The organism is Microbacterium sp. C5A9 (genome assembly GCF_022627955.1).
GTDB lineage: Bacteria > Actinomycetota > Actinomycetes > Actinomycetales > Microbacteriaceae > Microbacterium.
In genome coordinates this window covers 112,629-126,682 of sequence record NZ_JABXGD010000007.1, presented here as the reverse complement: position 1 = coordinate 126,682, position 14,054 = coordinate 112,629, and the positions used below count along the sequence as shown (strand labels likewise).

Annotated in this window: 18 protein-coding genes; 8 read left to right on the top strand and 10 right to left on the bottom strand. The window is 65.3% G+C overall.

Features of this window, described 5'->3' with window-relative positions:
• Window positions 1-393 precede the first annotated feature (393 nt).
• The 4 genes from HWD99_RS14180 to HWD99_RS14165 form a co-directional block, all read right to left on the bottom strand.
• Window positions 394-537, bottom strand: a complete 144-nt coding sequence (locus HWD99_RS14180; protein WP_241796841.1) for a hypothetical protein — start codon at window positions 535-537, stop codon at window positions 394-396.
• 186 nt (window positions 538-723) lie between these two features.
• A complete protein-coding gene (locus HWD99_RS14175) occupies window positions 724-1,413 on the bottom strand; it encodes a nucleotidyltransferase domain-containing protein (RefSeq protein ID WP_153244294.1) in 690 nt (229 codons plus the stop codon).
• A 126-nt stretch (window positions 1,414-1,539) separates the two neighbouring features.
• The gene (locus HWD99_RS14170) at window positions 1,540-1,929 is read right to left on the bottom strand and encodes a hypothetical protein (RefSeq protein WP_194239251.1); all 390 of its coding nucleotides are present in this window, start codon (window positions 1,927-1,929) and stop codon (window positions 1,540-1,542) included.
• 199 nt (window positions 1,930-2,128) lie between these two features.
• A complete protein-coding gene (locus HWD99_RS14165; RefSeq protein WP_153244293.1) occupies window positions 2,129-2,422 on the bottom strand; it encodes a metal-sensitive transcriptional regulator in 294 nt (97 codons plus the stop codon).
• 292 nt (window positions 2,423-2,714) lie between these two features.
• On the opposite strand from HWD99_RS14165, the gene HWD99_RS14155 reads away from it, so the two are divergent.
• The 5 genes from HWD99_RS14155 (at window position 2,715) to HWD99_RS14135 (ending at window position 6,368) form a co-directional block, all read left to right on the top strand.
• Window positions 2,715-3,083 carry a co-chaperone YbbN gene (locus tag HWD99_RS14155; RefSeq protein WP_241796840.1) on the top strand — a complete coding sequence of 123 codons (369 nt, stop codon included), beginning with the start codon at window positions 2,715-2,717 and terminating at the stop codon, window positions 3,081-3,083.
• Between the two features lie 152 nt (window positions 3,084-3,235).
• A complete protein-coding gene (locus tag HWD99_RS14150; RefSeq protein ID WP_241796839.1) occupies window positions 3,236-4,645 on the top strand; it encodes an MBL fold metallo-hydrolase in 1,410 nt (469 codons plus the stop codon).
• 17 nt (window positions 4,646-4,662) lie between these two features.
• On the top strand, window positions 4,663-5,433 hold the full coding sequence (locus HWD99_RS14145) for a sulfite exporter TauE/SafE family protein (RefSeq protein ID WP_153244290.1): 771 nt from the start codon (window positions 4,663-4,665) through the stop codon (window positions 5,431-5,433).
• Between the two features lie 19 nt (window positions 5,434-5,452).
• Window positions 5,453-5,971, top strand: coding sequence for a DUF4395 domain-containing protein (locus HWD99_RS14140; protein ID WP_153244289.1), 519 nt, complete (start codon window positions 5,453-5,455; stop codon window positions 5,969-5,971).
• 31 nt (window positions 5,972-6,002) lie between these two features.
• Window positions 6,003-6,368, top strand: coding sequence for a rhodanese-like domain-containing protein (locus HWD99_RS14135; RefSeq protein ID WP_241796838.1), 366 nt, complete (start codon window positions 6,003-6,005; stop codon window positions 6,366-6,368).
• 119 nt (window positions 6,369-6,487) lie between these two features.
• Here the strand turns inward: HWD99_RS14135 and HWD99_RS14130 are convergent, their stop codons facing one another.
• Complete coding sequence (locus HWD99_RS14130) at window positions 6,488-7,393, bottom strand: LysR family transcriptional regulator (protein ID WP_153244287.1); 906 nt, start codon at window positions 7,391-7,393, stop codon at window positions 6,488-6,490.
• An 87-nt stretch (window positions 7,394-7,480) separates the two neighbouring features.
• On the opposite strand from HWD99_RS14130, the gene HWD99_RS14125 reads away from it, so the two are divergent.
• Window positions 7,481-8,542 (top strand): YeiH family protein, encoded by a 1,062-nt coding sequence (locus HWD99_RS14125; protein ID WP_196383414.1) that lies wholly within the window; start codon window positions 7,481-7,483, stop codon window positions 8,540-8,542.
• Between the two features lie 199 nt (window positions 8,543-8,741).
• On the opposite strand, the gene lgt is transcribed toward HWD99_RS14125, so the two are convergent.
• Both lgt and HWD99_RS14115 read right to left on the bottom strand, forming a co-directional pair.
• Window positions 8,742-9,629 carry a prolipoprotein diacylglyceryl transferase gene (gene lgt / locus HWD99_RS14120; RefSeq protein ID WP_227991666.1) on the bottom strand — a complete coding sequence of 296 codons (888 nt, stop codon included), beginning with the start codon at window positions 9,627-9,629 and terminating at the stop codon, window positions 8,742-8,744.
• A gap of 118 nt (window positions 9,630-9,747) precedes the next feature.
• The gene (locus HWD99_RS14115) at window positions 9,748-11,265 is read right to left on the bottom strand and encodes a SulP family inorganic anion transporter (RefSeq protein ID WP_153244285.1); all 1,518 of its coding nucleotides are present in this window, start codon (window positions 11,263-11,265) and stop codon (window positions 9,748-9,750) included.
• Window positions 11,266-11,427: 162 nt separating this feature from the next.
• Here HWD99_RS14115 and HWD99_RS14110 point away from each other — a divergent pair, with 162 nt between their 5' ends.
• Window positions 11,428-11,811: a MerR family transcriptional regulator gene (locus HWD99_RS14110; protein WP_194239250.1), complete on the top strand. Its 384-nt coding sequence runs from the start codon at window positions 11,428-11,430 to the stop codon at window positions 11,809-11,811.
• Between the two features lie 53 nt (window positions 11,812-11,864).
• Window positions 11,865-12,284, top strand: coding sequence for a YkvA family protein (locus HWD99_RS14105; RefSeq protein ID WP_241796837.1), 420 nt, complete (start codon window positions 11,865-11,867; stop codon window positions 12,282-12,284).
• Between the two features lie 93 nt (window positions 12,285-12,377).
• Here the strand turns inward: HWD99_RS14105 and HWD99_RS18720 are convergent, their stop codons facing one another.
• From HWD99_RS18720 to HWD99_RS14095, 3 genes are read right to left on the bottom strand one after another with little or no spacing between them, the layout of a single operon-like run.
• Window positions 12,378-12,965 (bottom strand): MFS transporter, encoded by a 588-nt coding sequence (locus HWD99_RS18720; protein ID WP_308220735.1) that lies wholly within the window; start codon window positions 12,963-12,965, stop codon window positions 12,378-12,380.
• Window positions 12,965-13,621, bottom strand: a complete 657-nt coding sequence (locus tag HWD99_RS18715; RefSeq protein WP_308220734.1) for an MFS transporter — start codon at window positions 13,619-13,621, stop codon at window positions 12,965-12,967. The genes HWD99_RS18720 and HWD99_RS18715 overlap by 1 nt, the downstream gene beginning before the upstream one ends.
• Window positions 13,621-13,992, bottom strand: a complete 372-nt coding sequence (locus HWD99_RS14095) for a metalloregulator ArsR/SmtB family transcription factor (protein ID WP_153244282.1) — start codon at window positions 13,990-13,992, stop codon at window positions 13,621-13,623. The genes HWD99_RS18715 and HWD99_RS14095 overlap by 1 nt, the downstream gene beginning before the upstream one ends.
• Between the last annotated feature and the right edge of the window lie 62 nt (window positions 13,993-14,054).

Here is a 14,054-nt window from a genome sequence, read left to right as displayed (position 1 = left end):
CCTGAGGGAAGGGGATGTCAACCCCGATCTTGTGACTTGCGGCTTTAGATCGGACTAGATGCTTTACATCGGACTACCCGAGGCTGAGCCGGACTGAGTCCGATCTAAAGCAGAGTGCTGGGGGCCGCCTCCCTTCGGAGTGGCAATGAAGCCAGCTGCGGTCGCGAGGAAAGTCAGATCGTCAGGCCGACTCATGCAGGACGACGGTCAAAACGCGCGCACATCCAGACCCCGAATACGGATGGTTGGCGGTCGGCAGAACCTGCGCCGAAACCCATACACCACCCGTTTCGGCGCCCTAACGTTTCGGCAGGGGGTTACGGCGGGGCGACGCTCGGCGTGTCGCACTTCCCCTGTGACTTGCGGCGATAAGTGTCGTGGTTCCCGCGTCGATTATCGTCCGATGAGGAGTGCTTCTTGGGCGGCGTCGACGGCCTCGGGGATGAGGTGCGTCTGCTTGTTGATGTCGAGTATGCGGTTGAAGAAGCAGATCGCCGAGTTGGAGAAGGTGAACGAGATCCTCCGGTCAACGAGCATGTTTTTCGCGACCGAGCTCGGCCGCCCCTCGTAGAGATGATCGCGTTCGTCGACAAGATGCGTGGTCGTTTCGGGGTCGAGCTCGTGTGCCGTGTGTTGCGGCAGGCCGAGGTGGGGTTCCTCACCGCCCGCGGATACCGGGCCACGAAAGCGCGTTCGGCGTCGGCGCGGCAGCAGCGCGATGAGCTATCGCTGGAAGCCCTCCTGAACGCGACCTCCAGCACGGTCGAGTTCGATCTCGATCTGAGTCGCAAAACGATCGTGCTGACTCTCCGTTAGGGGAATGGACAAAGCGGAAGCGCGATCTGGATCGAACTCTGTGAGCCGTCGCGGGAGGTACTTGCCCGCGCCGATCCAACGCGAGTTCGAGAGCAGTATGAGTTCAGCCGTTTTCTCGTAGAGGAGGGCCGCAAGTATGTGACGTTCAACCGGGTCGGTTGCGTCTCGATAGTCATCCAGCAAGTCCGTTATGACGTAGCGACGGAACGTTGCTTCCGTAGGGTCAAGGGTCGGCCCAGCCTCGTATTTGCAAGACCACTCGTGTTTGTACCTCTCGTGTTCGGTTGCGCCACGGACAGCGATCCCATCAATAAGCATCTGGACAATCACTGGTCGATGCTGTTCGAACCCGCGGTTCGCCCAGACCGTGAAGCCCGCTTCGGTATACGCGAAGACCTCAAAGATCTCGTCCTCGAAGCGGTACGCCGCCGCCAGACTCGTGCGGTCGTCGGCGAAGATCTCTTCACCGAGAAGGAGAAGGTCGATGTCGCTGGTCGAGGTCCTCGTTCCGCGAGCCGTGCTTCCCGCGAGCAGCGCGACACTCGCGTGCGGAAAGTGGTGCGAGACGAAGCGTTCGACGATAGCGAGATAACTCATGAGATAAGAGCATAGGAGCTGGGCTCAAAGCCGCGTCACACCGCTTAGGCTTCCGCCGGAAACGATCGTTTGTGACGTGCCAGCGCTTGCTCCGCGAAAAGCGGGGTCAGAAACGTCCGCCGATACTTAGTTTCGACGGACGTTTGCGGTGCGGTCGGTGACGATGGGTTGGCCCGTGGGTTCAGGGCGGGCTTTGCGCGCTTGGAGTGTTGCGGCCGTGAGAGATCCAATGGCGATGGCAGAGAGGGTTACGGCTGCTGCTAGCAGACTTGCGCCTCCGAGCCATCCGGCGATCGGGTAGGTGATCAGGAAGCAGGCGTGGGAGAGCGCGAACTGTGCCGTGTAGACGAGGTTCCGGTTCTGCGGTGTCGAGGCTTCGGCCAGCAACCGGGACGACGGCGTGTTCACCAGGGAGGTGCCCATGCCGAGCAGTATCCAGGTGAGAAGAGACGCGGGCCAGCCGGCTGTGGTGGCGGTGAGTAGCCCGGTGAGTGCCACGGCGGCGAGCAGCCCCACGACGATGAGCGGGTGCGGCGTCGCATGGCGACCTCTGCTGCCCGGTAGGTGCGCAACGTCTCGAGGGTTTGTCGGGCGAGGGCCTTCTGCTCCGAGACGTCGTCCTGCCAGTAGTGGCGCGTCGCTGAGCTCGCCGTCTCCGGCCGCGCAGGGATGGATAGAGGCTGCGTCGCGTTCGGGTCGAACGGGTGCGCGTCACTCATGCGAGGGAGAGGAAGAGCTTCTCCAACTCGTCCGGGGTGCTGGTGCCATCGGCGTCGGGATCGGTCATGCAGTCGCGCAGCGCGGTGGAGATGACGAGGAACCCTGCCCGGTCGAGAGCCTTCGAGACGGCCGCGAGCTGCTGGACGACGTCGCGGCAGTGTGCGTCGCTTTCCACGGCCGTGATGACGGCGGCGAGCTGCCCTTGAGCGCGCTTGAGCCGGTTGACGACCTTCCGCTTGGCCTCAGCGTCGTGGGCGAACTCTGCGATGGGGGTTTCGATTGCGCTCATCTTCGTTCCTTCCGGGGAGTTGACAATCACGATACCCCCTGGGGTATGCTGAGTCCACTCCAACCCAATACCCCCAGGGGTATTACAGATTGAGGATTCACATGTGCAGAGCAACGAAGTGCCGAACCTGCGGGAAGACCACGTGGACTGGCTGCGGGCAGCACGTCGCGTCCGTGCGCAAGGGCGTGCCGGCGTCGGATTGGTGCAACGGCCAACACACCCGCGGTGAGGTCCAGGCCGCGCAGTCGCAGCGTGGCGGGTTCCTCTCCCGCCTGTTCGGGAAGTGACGCGCATGGCCACGATCGATCTGACCGGTGAGAGCTTCGGCGGCACGGTCGCGGGGGAGGGCATCGCCCTCGTCGACTTCTGGGCGGCGTGGTGCGGCCCGTGCCGCGCGTTCGCTCCCGTGTTCGAGGCCGCGTCCGAACGTCACCCCGACGTCGTCTTCGCGAAGGTCGACACCGAAGCGGAAGTCGGTCTCGCCACGGCGAACCGCATCACTTCCATCCCCACGCTCATGGTCATCCGTGACGGTGTCCTGGTCTACAAGCAGCCCGGCGCGCTCCCCGAACCCCAGCTCGAGCTTCTGATCAGCAAGGCCCGCGAACTCGACATGGACGACGTGCGCTGGCAGATCGCCGAATCGCCCACCGCGGCCTGAAAGGACCCCCTATGTGTGCACAGATCACCTGCTCAACCTGCGGCAAGCCCACCTGGGCCGGCTGCGGACAGCACATCGAACAAGCCCTCGCGGGCATTCCCCGTGACGAGCGCTGCAGCTGCGCTCACTGACAGCGACACGAAAGCCGAACCATGCTCCTCGAACGCCTCTATGACGACGACCTCGCCCACGCCAGCTATGTCATCGGCTGCCAGCGCACCGGCGAAGCGATCGTGGTCGACCCGCGCCGCGACGTGCAGGTCTACCTCGACCTCGCCGTGAAGAACGGCATGACCATCACCGCCGTCACCGAAACCCACATCCACGCGGACTACCTCTCCGGCACCCGCGAGCTCGCCGCCCGCACCGGAGCGACGATGTACGTCTCCACTGAGGGCGGTCCCGACTGGCAGTACGGTTCGGGGTTCCAGGACGCCACCCGGATGATGCACGGACACCGCATAACCATCGGGAACATCACCGTTGACGCGGTCCACACCCCCGGGCACACCCCCGAGCACCTGTCGTTCCTGGTCACCGACGGCGCCGCCTCCTCCGAGCCGGGATACGTCCTGACCGGTGACTTCGTGTTCGTCGGTGACGTCGGGCGACCAGACTTGCTCGATGAGGCCGCCGGCGGTGTCGACACCCGCTTCGACGGTGCTCGCGACCTGTTCGCCAGCCTCCGCGACCGTTTCCTCACCCTGCCCGACTACGTGCAGGTGCTCCCCGCTCACGGGTCGGGATCCGCATGCGGCAAAGCGCTCGGCGCCGTCCCCAGCTCGACCGTCGGCTACGAACGGCGCTTCGCGTGGTGGGCACCGTACCTCGCGGCCGGCGACGAGCAAGGGTTCATCGACACGCTGCTGAACGATCAGCCCGACGCGCACGCGTACTTCGCGCGCATGAAGCGGCAGAACCGCGTCGGGCCGGCCCTGCGCGGCCAGCTCAGCCCGCTGACCGAGTACTCGGCGTCCGAGCTTCACGAGGACATCGAGGGCGACCGAGTCATCGTGGTCGACACCCGCCACCACTCCCTCGTCCACGAGGGCACCGTGCCGGGCGCGCTGAACGTCCCCGGGGTCGCGAAGGCAGCCAGCTACGGCGCATGGGTCTACGACCCCGACACCGAAACCCGTCCGCTCGTGCTGCTCATCGACTCCTCGAACACCGCAGCCCAGTTCCGGGACCACCTGCTGCGCGTCGGTATCGACCAGGTCGACGGGTTTACCACCACCCTCGACGGTCTTCCCACGGTGCAGCCTAAGACGATCGCCCCGACCGACCTCGACCAGGTCGACGCGGCGCTCCTCCTCGACGTCCGCAACCGCACCGAGTACACCGCGGGCCACATCCCCGGCGCCAAGCAGCTCTCCGGCGGCCGTGCCCTCTGGCACACCGACGAACTGCCCGCCGGCAAAATACTGACCTACTGCCAGAGCGGGGTCCGCAACAGCGTCGTCGCCAGCGCCCTCCGCCGCGCCGGGCACGACGTCATCGAAATCGAAGGCAGCTACAACGCCTGGGTCGCCGCCACCGCACCCCAGACCACCGCCGCCTGACCCGACAAGGAGCTCGAGTGAGTACGTCCATCGTCATCGCCATGACCCTCGCGGTCCTGGTCGGTGTCGCACTCGGGCTCCTCGGCGGCGGGGGCTCCATCCTCACCGTCCCCATCTTCACTCTCGTCCTCGGCACCGGAACGAGAGAAGCGATCGTCTCCTCCCTCTTCGTCGTCGCCACCACCAGCGCGGTCTCCACCGCGTTCCGGATCGGTCGACGCGAGGTGCGGTGGAAGGTCGCAGCGATCTTCGCCGCGACCGGGCTGGTCGGGGGCGTAGCTGGCGGGGTGGTCGGCCAATTCCTTCCGGAACCTGTCCTCACCATCTTGTTCGCGACGATCATGATCCTCACCGCGATCGCGATGATGCGGCCCCGACATGAGCACGCTGAACCTCGTCAGACGCCGCCCGTTGTCCGCGGGATTCGAACGGCAGCCACGGGCCTCGGGGTCGGAGTTCTCACGGGAGCTCTGGGAGCTGGCGGCGGGTTCCTCATCGTCCCCGCCCTTACCTTTCTCGGCCTCCCCATCGCCGCAGCCGTGGGGACGTCGCTCCTGGTCATCGCCGTGAACTCGTCCGCTGGGTTCCTCACGCAGATCAGCACCGCGGCTATCCACTGGCCCACCGTCCTCACCTTCACCGCCCTCGCCGTCGCCGGTTCCTTCATCGGGCTGGCCCTTTCGCACCGCCTCCCCGCAGCCAGCATCCGCACCGGGTTCGGGGTCCTGGTGCTGGCCGTGGGGCTGACCATGCTCACCACCCTCATCATCCAGGCCCTCTCCGCCTGACCACCGCAGAAAGCCCTTCATGCCCAACGCGACCGACACCGCGCCCCGCACCGGGGAACACGTCGACGGATACGAGGTGCCCGTCCTCGACGAGCACGCCATCCGCATCGCCGCCGGCATCCTCCTCGCCGCCGGCATCACCGCCCTCGCCCTCACCCTCGTCTCGGGCAGCATCCGGCCGCTGCAAACATTCGGCCTGTTCTTCCTCGTCGACATGACAACCCGCATCCTGATCAGCGACCGGCTGTCTCTCACCCTCGCCCTCGCCCGGGCGCTGAGGCGTCGCTGTCGCCCGCTCTGGGTCGGCGCGCCGCAAAAGGTCTTCGCATGGTGGCTGGCGCTTGGCATTGCCGCCGTGTCATGCGTAACGATGAGCGCCGGAATCGTCCCCCTCACCGTGACACTCGGTCTCTGCGGGATCTGCTTCACTCTCCTCTTTCTGGAAGCCGTCTTCGGGTGGTGCGCGGGATGCGCCCTGCACCAACGCCTCACCCGGCAACCCACCCGCCACTGCACCAACGGCGCCTGCGACAGATAAACCCCCACCCAAAGCTCGAAAGGACGCTCTCATGCGCCGCCTCGCCCTCACCACCCTCACCGTCATCGCCGCAATCACCCTCACCTCCTGCGCCGCCACACCCGCACCGCAGGCCGACCTCGACCCCAACGCGGTCATCATCGACGTGCGCACCCCCGCCGAGCACGCCACCGGACACCTTGACGGTGCCCTCCTGCTCGACGTCACCGCAGGCGAACTGCAACCCGCACTGCCCGACCTCGACCCCGAAGCCGCCTACCTCGTCTACTGCCGGTCAGGCAACCGGGCCAGAGCCGCCATCGACCTCATGAAGGAGGCCGGCTTCACCGACCTCCGCAACCTCGGATCGCTCGAGGACGCAGCCAGTGCAACGGGACTCCCCATCGTCCAGCCCTAAGACGTGCGCGCTCGTCCCCCCACGAGCGCGCACCCCTGCGCGCCTCGCGCGCACACCGCATCGCTCGAGCTGGTCTCGCGATGCACAACCTACGCTCCCACAGGTGCCGAAAACGATCGTTACCGGTCAGTTCGCGCGATGACGTCCAGGAAGTCCCGTATGTGAGGGGGCGGAGTCGTCCCGGCCCAGATGGCGGTGAGCGGGCGGGTGATCTGGAGATTGTTGATCCGAACTCGCACGAGTCGGCCGGCGCGGGCGTCCTCGGACACGGCGAGGGAGCTCAACGCGCCGGGGGCTATGCCGGCCATAATCGCGCTGCGAACGCCGAGCGTGGTCGTCAGCACGGCTGCGGGCTCGGCTGCGAGGGGAAAGCCCGCCTCGGTGAGGGCGTTCTCGAGCGCTTGTCGGGTGCCGCTGCCGGTCTCGCGGAGCACCAACCCAGTGCCCGCCAGTTCACGGACGGACACCTGGCGGGTCTTCGCCCATCGGTGACCGTGCTGCACAACGACTTCGATGGTGTCGTAAGCGACGGTGACTGACCGGAGGCCGGCGGGAACGACAGGGGTCTCGATGAGCCCGAGGTCTGCGGTTCCCTCGCGTATGGCCTCGACGACCGTGCTGCTGTTGGCGGCTGTGAGTTGAACGACCGGGCCGTCATTGCCGTGAGAGATGCGCCACCGGGCGATCCATTCCGGTAGGAGGTGTTCTGCGATCGTGAGGCTCGCGGCGATGCGCATCATCTTCCCGCGATCCGTGCGGAGCGAGTTGACAGCATCCGAGAACTCATCGGCCGCCGTCAGCAGCGTTGTTCCCCAGCCGACAATCAGCTCGCCCGCCGGAGTCAATCGCGAACCCCGTGCAGAACGCACCAGGAGTCGCACGCGCAAATCTTTTTCCAGTTTCCGGATGCGCAGAGACACCGCCTGCTGACTCACGCCCAACTGCGTGCTTGCCGCCGACATGCTGCTTTCCTTCGCGACGAGCGCCAAGGCTCGCAGTGCCTCCAAGTCCGGCTCGTGGCGCATCTTCCGCCTCCCAAGCACAAGCATAACTTGTATGGCGGACGGTATCTGCCTCTACTCGCACGAGCGGTCCGAGGAAATGATGGATGCATGACCCATGCCCAGGACGTTGCGACTGCCCGACCGGAACACACGCTGCTTGCCCGAGTCCGCGCGCTGCTGCCCGGGCTTGTCCTCTGCCTCGCCGCGGCCGGAGCATCGTACGGGGTCAGCCTGCTGCTGCCGGGAGTCAGCCCGCTCATTATCGCGATCGTGCTTGGCGTACTCCTGGCCAACGTCGTCCGGCTGCCAGCGGCAGCCTCCGACGGCATAGACTTCTCCGCGAAAAAGCTCCTGCGCGCCGGCATCGTCTTCCTCGGACTCCAACTGGTACTGACAGACATCCTCGAACTCGGAGCCCCGATGCTGGTCGTCATCGTGTGCATTGTCGCCGGCGGACTGTTCGGCACCGTTCTCCTGGGGAAGCTGCTACGGGTTCCATCCGGGCTCTCGCTGCTAATCGCCTGCGGATTCTCCATCTGCGGCGCGGCAGCCGTGGCGGGCGCGGCAGGGGTCACCGATCCGGACGACGAGGCCGAGGAAGACACCATCACCGCGGTCGCCCTCGTGGTGATCTTCGGAACGCTGATGATTCCCCTCGTCCCACTGATCACGGACCTGCTTGGCCTGGGCTCCGAGACGGCCGGGATGTGGGCAGGGGGTTCCATCCATGAAATCGCGCAAGTCGTCGCCGCTGGAGGCATCATCGGTGGCGGAGCGCTCACGGTCGCGGTCATCGTCAAACTCGCCCGAGTGCTGCTGCTCGCCCCTGTCGTGGCCATCCTTAGCATCCGGCAGCGCCGTCTCAGCCGTACGGCAGGCGAACCCAGTCAACAGAGGTCGAGTTCGAAGCTGCCGCCCATCGTCCCGCTGTTCATCATCGGGTTCATCGCCATGGTGCTCCTGCGTTCCTTTATCCCTCTGCCGGACTTCGTGCTGACGACCGGCGGGCTGCTGCAGACAGGGTTGCTGGCTGCAGCGATGTTCGGACTCGGCTGCGGCGTCAAGATTCGGAACCTCATCAAGGTGGGCCTCAAGCCCTTCGCCCTGGCCGCGCTCTCCACCCTCCTCGTCGCCACCATCGCCTATTGCGGAGTCACCCTCGCCGGCTGAACATGGCTGGCACCAGGGCGTCACTACGCGCCGCAAACGATCGTTTTTGGCGTTACTGGCCCGGTGGCTCCTTATGAGGCGCCGCAAACGATCTCCGGAATCCCCTTTCGGCAGGGAACTTCGGCGCACCACGTCAAAAGGCCTTGTGTCGGTGATCGCTCAGACAGAACTAGCTGACAGCTGGAGGTGTGGGTGGCGTTCAGTTTGCGTCTGCGCTGCTGGGCTGATGTTCCACCGCTGGCGCGCGTCCTTCTTGGTACACGGAGGGTTCCGGTTCGGGGTGTCGTCGCCCCTGGACGATGAATAGGACGATGCCGAGGGCGACGACGACGAAGGATGCCCAGACGTTCGCGGGGATGCCGATGAGGGCGTCGCTGGTGGGGTCGATTCTGATGGCCTCGAGCCAGCTGCGTCCGAGGCCGTACCAGATGAGGTAGAGGGCGAAGGTGCGTCCCCACCGGAATCGGTATTTGCGCTCGAGGAGGAGGATGATCGCGACGCCGATCAAGTTCCAGATGATCTCGTACAGGAACAGCGGGTGGAACAGTGTTCCGTCCGGGAGGCCGTCCGGGAACATGGTGTCTGTCGGCAGGATCTCGAGCCCCCAGGGAAGGGTGGTGGGGAGCCCGAAGAGTTCGTGGTTGAAGTAGTTGCCGATCCGACCCATGGACTGCGCGATGAGCATCGCGGGCGCGAGAGCGTCGGCGAAGGACCAAAGCCGGATGCCGGTTCGTCGGCAGCCGATGTACGCGCCGACAGCGCCGCCCAGGAGGGACCCGTAGAGGGCGTTGCCGCCGTCCCAGATGGCGAAGATGTTTCCGAGGTTCGCGCCGGGATAGAAGTAGTCTCCGACGTGGGTGAACACGTGGTAGAACCGGGCTCCGATGATGCCGATCGGGACCGCCCAGATGACGATGTCGATAACCACGCCGTCCTCCGCGCCGCGTGCTGACAGGCGTCGTTGGGTGATGATGACGGCGGCGATGATCCCGGCGATGATGCACAGCGCGTAAGTGTGGATCGTCAGGGGCCCGAGAGTGAACTGTGCCCAGGATGAAGGCGGGCTGGGAAGACTGGTTGGAAGCACTGCGTACCGCTCCTCATCTGGCATCGGTTCGAATGCCCTCATACATCATCGTCTAGGTCCAGGCTCGCCGGGACCGCACCTACCGGAAGGGTTCTCCTCTTACGTGGTCGTGGCTGACTCAGTGACCGGCGCCGAGGTTGCCGGCGAGGCGGCCGTGGAAGGCTGCTGCGGTGTCGTTGAGTCCTTCGATGGTGACGTTCGTTCCGTGGTTTTCGTACTTGGTGACGATCGCGTCGAGGGCTGCAACGGTGGATGCATCCCAGACGTGGGACCGGCTCATGTCGATGACCACCGTGTCGGGGTCGTCGGCGTACTCGAACTGGGTGGTGAGGTCGTTGCTGGACGCGAAGAACAGCTCTCCATCGACGGCGTAATGCGCTGTGGCGCCGTTGTCGCTGAGGGTGCGGGTGACACTGACGAAGTGGGCGACCCGTCGAGCGAACATGATCATCGCGGCGATGACCCCGAGGATGACGCCGACGGCGAGGTTGTGCGTCCAGACGGTCGCGATGACGGTGATGAGCATGACGGCGGTCTCGCTCTTCGGCATGCGCTTGAGAGTGCTCAGGCGGATGCTGTGCCAGTCAAAGGTCGCGATCGAGACGAGGATCATCACGGCGACGAGGGCTGCCATGGGGATGATCGACACCACGTCACCGAGCGCGAGCACGAGGACCAGCAGGAAGACACCGGCAAGGAAGGTCGAGATCCTGGTGCGGGCGCCAGAGGCTTTGACGTTGATCATCGTCTGGCCGATCATCGCGCAGCCTCCCATGCCACCGAACGCGCCGGACAGGACGTTCGCGGCGCCCTGGCCGAGTGCCTCGCGGGTCTTGCGGGAGTGGGTATCGGTGATGTCGTCGACGAGCTTCGCGGTCATCAGCGACTCGAGCAGGCCGACCACGGCCATCGCCAGCGCGTAGGGGGCGATGATCTGCAGCGTCTCGAAGGTGAGCGGCACATTCGGAATGAACAGCTCCGGCAGGCTCTCGGGGAGTTCTCCCTGGTCGCCCACGTTCGGCACGTTCCAGGCGAAAACGACGACTGCCGCGGTGAGCAGCACGATCGCGACGAGTGGCGCCGGGATGACCTTCGTGATCCGCGGCATCAGATACATCACCAGCAGGCCGACCGCGACGAGCGGGTAGACCAACCAGGGAACGCCGATGAGCTGCGGGAACTGCGAAGTGAAGATCAAGATCGCCAGGGCGTTCACGAAGCCAACCATCACCGAGCGCGGAATGAACCGCATGAGCTTGGCGACACCGAGCAATGCGAGGACGATCTGGATGAGTCCGCCGAGCAGGACCGTGGCGATGAAGTAGTCCATGCCGTACTCACGAGCGACGGGTGCGATGACGAGCGCGATCGCTCCGGTGGCCGCGGTGATCATGGCAGGCCGTCCTCCGAGGAACGCGATCGCGACGGCCATGATGAAGGACGAGAACAGCCCGACCCGGGGGTCGACGCCGGCGATGATCGAGAACGCGATCGCCTCCGGGATCAGGGCAAGTGCGACGACGAGGCCAGCGAGGACTTCGCGGGTGAGCAGTCGCGGGCTGCGCAGAGCCTGCATGACGGTGGGTTCGATGCGGTAACGCGACGCGGAGTCGCGGGTGGGGGTGACGGCAGTCATGTGCCCTCCGGGTGTTGGGCTCTCTCGTGAGAGCGCGGGAAACGAACGGGAGCGCAGCGGCGCGCAGGCGTCGGTCAGGCCGACACGGGAAGATATAGGGAGCGGGCGCGAGAGCCGCGCCGATCTAGACTCTAACGTAACGTGAGTGTTGTGGGGAAAGCAATGGAAGACGAACACGTGACCGTCGAGACGATGCGGATCGGCGAGGTCGCCGAGCGCACGGCGCTCTCATTCCGCTCGCTTCGACACTGGGACGACGTGGGGCTCGTGCAGCCGTCCGCGCGCACGGAGGGCGGGTTCCGGCTCTACACCGAGAAAGACGTCGAACGCATCCTCATCATCCGCAGAATGAAGCCGCTGGGATACACCCTCGATGAGATGCGCGAACTTCTCGACGTCGTCGACGCCCTCACCGTCGAACCCACGGACGCTGCGTTGCGCGCTCGCCTTGACGACATCCGCGAGAGCGCCGATCTGCGCCGGCAGAAGCTCACTGAACAGCTCGCCATGGCCGATGAGTTCGTTCAGCTGCTCGGCCAGCTGTAGCAACGACTAGCACCCTGCACTCAGGCTGATGTCGATCGAACGGAACGGGGCTCATGCCTGACTGGCTCGTAGGCGTGGCCGGCGTCATCGGCGGCCTGGTGCTTCTGTGGGTGGCCCTCGTGGTGTTCCTGTTGGTCCAGCAGCGCCGTGCCGGCAACGATGTCGACTGGCGCGACATCGCTCGACTCGCCCCCGATATCGTGCGGCTCATCAAGCGCCTCGCCACCGATACCCGCGTGCCGCGCGGCACCCGCGCGTGGCTGGTCGCATTGATGATCTATCTCGTGCTTCCGATCGACCTCATCCCGGGTTTCATCCCCGTGATCGGGTACGCCGACGACGCGATCATCGTCGCCGTGGCACTCCGGTACGCCGTGCGGCACGCAGGACTCGTCGCGATCGAGAGGAACTGGCCGGGTACGCCGGCAGGGCTGCGCAGCGTCCTTGTGCTTGTCGGTCTCGCAGACGCGTGAGCGAGGGGGCCGCAGCAGCCCGTTCGGCCGCAGAGCTGGTGACTCGAATCGGGAGGCTACGGACATTCGACAGCGGATCTTCCCCGGCCGCGTCTAGAGGCTTTTCGTGGCATGAGGGCGAACCGCCCCAGTGGTGTCGACAGCTCGAGCTTGAAGGATGACGCTGATCAGGGCGACGACGGCCACCAGAGTCAGGGCGACTGCTGCGCCGGTGAGGTTCACCGCTCCCAGCCACCCCGCGATCGGGTAGGTGAGCAGGAAGCAGGCGTGGGAGAGCGCGAACTGTGCCGTATAGACGAGGTTTCGGTTTGCGGGCGTCGATGCGTCGGCGAGCAGCCGCGACGACGGCGTATTCACGAGCGACGTCCCCATGCCCAACAGCACCCAGACGCCGAGCAGCGGGATCCACCCGGCTCCGGTGTTCGTCGCGATCATCGTCACCGTGACGGCTGCGACGAGGCCGATCATGATCACCGTGGCTCCGACGACCATGGTGCGGATCACGCCGATCTTGTCGACTACCCAGGGGATGTTCACCGCGACGATGAGCGAGCCGACGCCGTAACAAGCCAGCGCGAGTGCGAGCGCGGCATCACCCAGATGGAAGACGCCGCGGGCATAGACAACGGAGTTCACGAGGACGATCGCCGTGCCGGCCGCGACCAAGATGTTCGTGAGCATCAGGAAGCGCAGGGTCGGCGAGCGAACGAAGACTTTCGCACCCAGGGGTGGCGCTGCCAGAACGTCATCGTCGGCCCCTCCGCAGTCGGGGCGGGTAGCCGCGACAGCAGCACGAGAATTGCTGAGCACGCGAACCCCACGGAGGTCCCTACGAACAAGTTGTTGTAACTGATCACTACGAGCAGCGCCGCAGCGATCGTGGGACTCAGGAGCGCCTCCAGGTCGTACGCCAGACGAGACAGGGACAGCGCGCGGGTGTAGTCCGCCGCCTCGGGCAACACCGCAGGGATCAGCGATTGAAACGCGGGGGTGAACGTCGCCGACGCGGATTGCAGAACGAACACCAGCACGTAGATCTGCCAGGCCTCGGTCACGAACGGAAGCAGCAGCGCGATCGCCAGACGCACGACGTCCGCGGTGATCAGCACTGCTTTCTTCGGCAGCCGATCGACGACCGCCGCGATCAAGGGAGCGACACCGACGTAGGCGACCATCTTGATCGTCAAGGCTGTACCGAGCACCGAGCCAGCGGCGTCGCCGGCGATATCGAACGCGAGCAACCCCAACGCGACGGTGAGAAGACCCGTGCCCAATAGCGCGATCACCTGCGCGGAGAACAACTTCGCGTAGGTGGGGTTGCGGAGAACCCGCAGCATCAGCGGGTGTCCTCCGGCGCGGGGTGCTCGCCGCGATGATGGGCCGGATCATTGCTCAACGAGTGCTGTGCCTGGAAGATCGCGTCAGCCACCAACTGCCTGGCATGTTCGTTCGCGAGCCGGTAGAACACCTTCGTGCCCTCCTGACGGGCCAACACAATCCGAGCCAGGCGCAGCTTCGCAAGATGCTGAGAGACAGCAGCGGGTGACTTGTCAACAATGTCCGCGAGATGGTTGACCGAGAGCTCCGCATCGCGCAACGCGAGGATGATCCGCACGCGACTGGCATCAGCAAGCATCGAGAACACCTCGACCGCGAGCTCGACGTACTCACTCTCCGACGACAGCGAACACTTCGTATCTGCATTCATACGCAGATTATTGCATACAGGCGACGGGGCGGGCGATGCGCAGGCGTGCCGAGAGCGCAGTC

Coding starts and splice junctions, on each gene's coding strand:
- HWD99_RS14180 (WP_241796841.1), bottom strand. CDS start 537: ATGCTCGTTGACCGGAGGATCTCGTTCACCTTCTCCAACTCGGCGATC.
- HWD99_RS14175 (WP_153244294.1), bottom strand. CDS start 1,413: ATGAGTTATCTCGCTATCGTCGAACGCTTCGTCTCGCACCACTTTCCG.
- HWD99_RS14165 (WP_153244293.1), bottom strand. CDS start 2,422: ATGAGCGCAATCGAAACCCCCATCGCAGAGTTCGCCCACGACGCTGAG.
- HWD99_RS14155 (WP_241796840.1), top strand. CDS start 2,715: ATGGCCACGATCGATCTGACCGGTGAGAGCTTCGGCGGCACGGTCGCG.
- HWD99_RS14150 (WP_241796839.1), top strand. CDS start 3,236: ATGCTCCTCGAACGCCTCTATGACGACGACCTCGCCCACGCCAGCTAT.
- HWD99_RS14140 (WP_153244289.1), top strand. CDS start 5,453: ATGCCCAACGCGACCGACACCGCGCCCCGCACCGGGGAACACGTCGAC.
- HWD99_RS14135 (WP_241796838.1), top strand. CDS start 6,003: ATGCGCCGCCTCGCCCTCACCACCCTCACCGTCATCGCCGCAATCACC.
- HWD99_RS14130 (WP_153244287.1), bottom strand. CDS start 7,393: ATGCGCCACGAGCCGGACTTGGAGGCACTGCGAGCCTTGGCGCTCGTC.
- HWD99_RS14125 (WP_196383414.1), top strand. CDS start 7,481: ATGACCCATGCCCAGGACGTTGCGACTGCCCGACCGGAACACACGCTG.
- HWD99_RS14115 (WP_153244285.1), bottom strand. CDS start 11,265: ATGACTGCCGTCACCCCCACCCGCGACTCCGCGTCGCGTTACCGCATC.
- HWD99_RS14110 (WP_194239250.1), top strand. CDS start 11,428: ATGGAAGACGAACACGTGACCGTCGAGACGATGCGGATCGGCGAGGTC.
- HWD99_RS14105 (WP_241796837.1), top strand. CDS start 11,865: ATGCCTGACTGGCTCGTAGGCGTGGCCGGCGTCATCGGCGGCCTGGTG.
- HWD99_RS18720 (WP_308220735.1), bottom strand. CDS start 12,965: ATGCTCACGAACATCTTGGTCGCGGCCGGCACGGCGATCGTCCTCGTG.
- HWD99_RS18715 (WP_308220734.1), bottom strand. CDS start 13,621: ATGCTGCGGGTTCTCCGCAACCCCACCTACGCGAAGTTGTTCTCCGCG.
- HWD99_RS14095 (WP_153244282.1), bottom strand. CDS start 13,992: ATGAATGCAGATACGAAGTGTTCGCTGTCGTCGGAGAGTGAGTACGTC.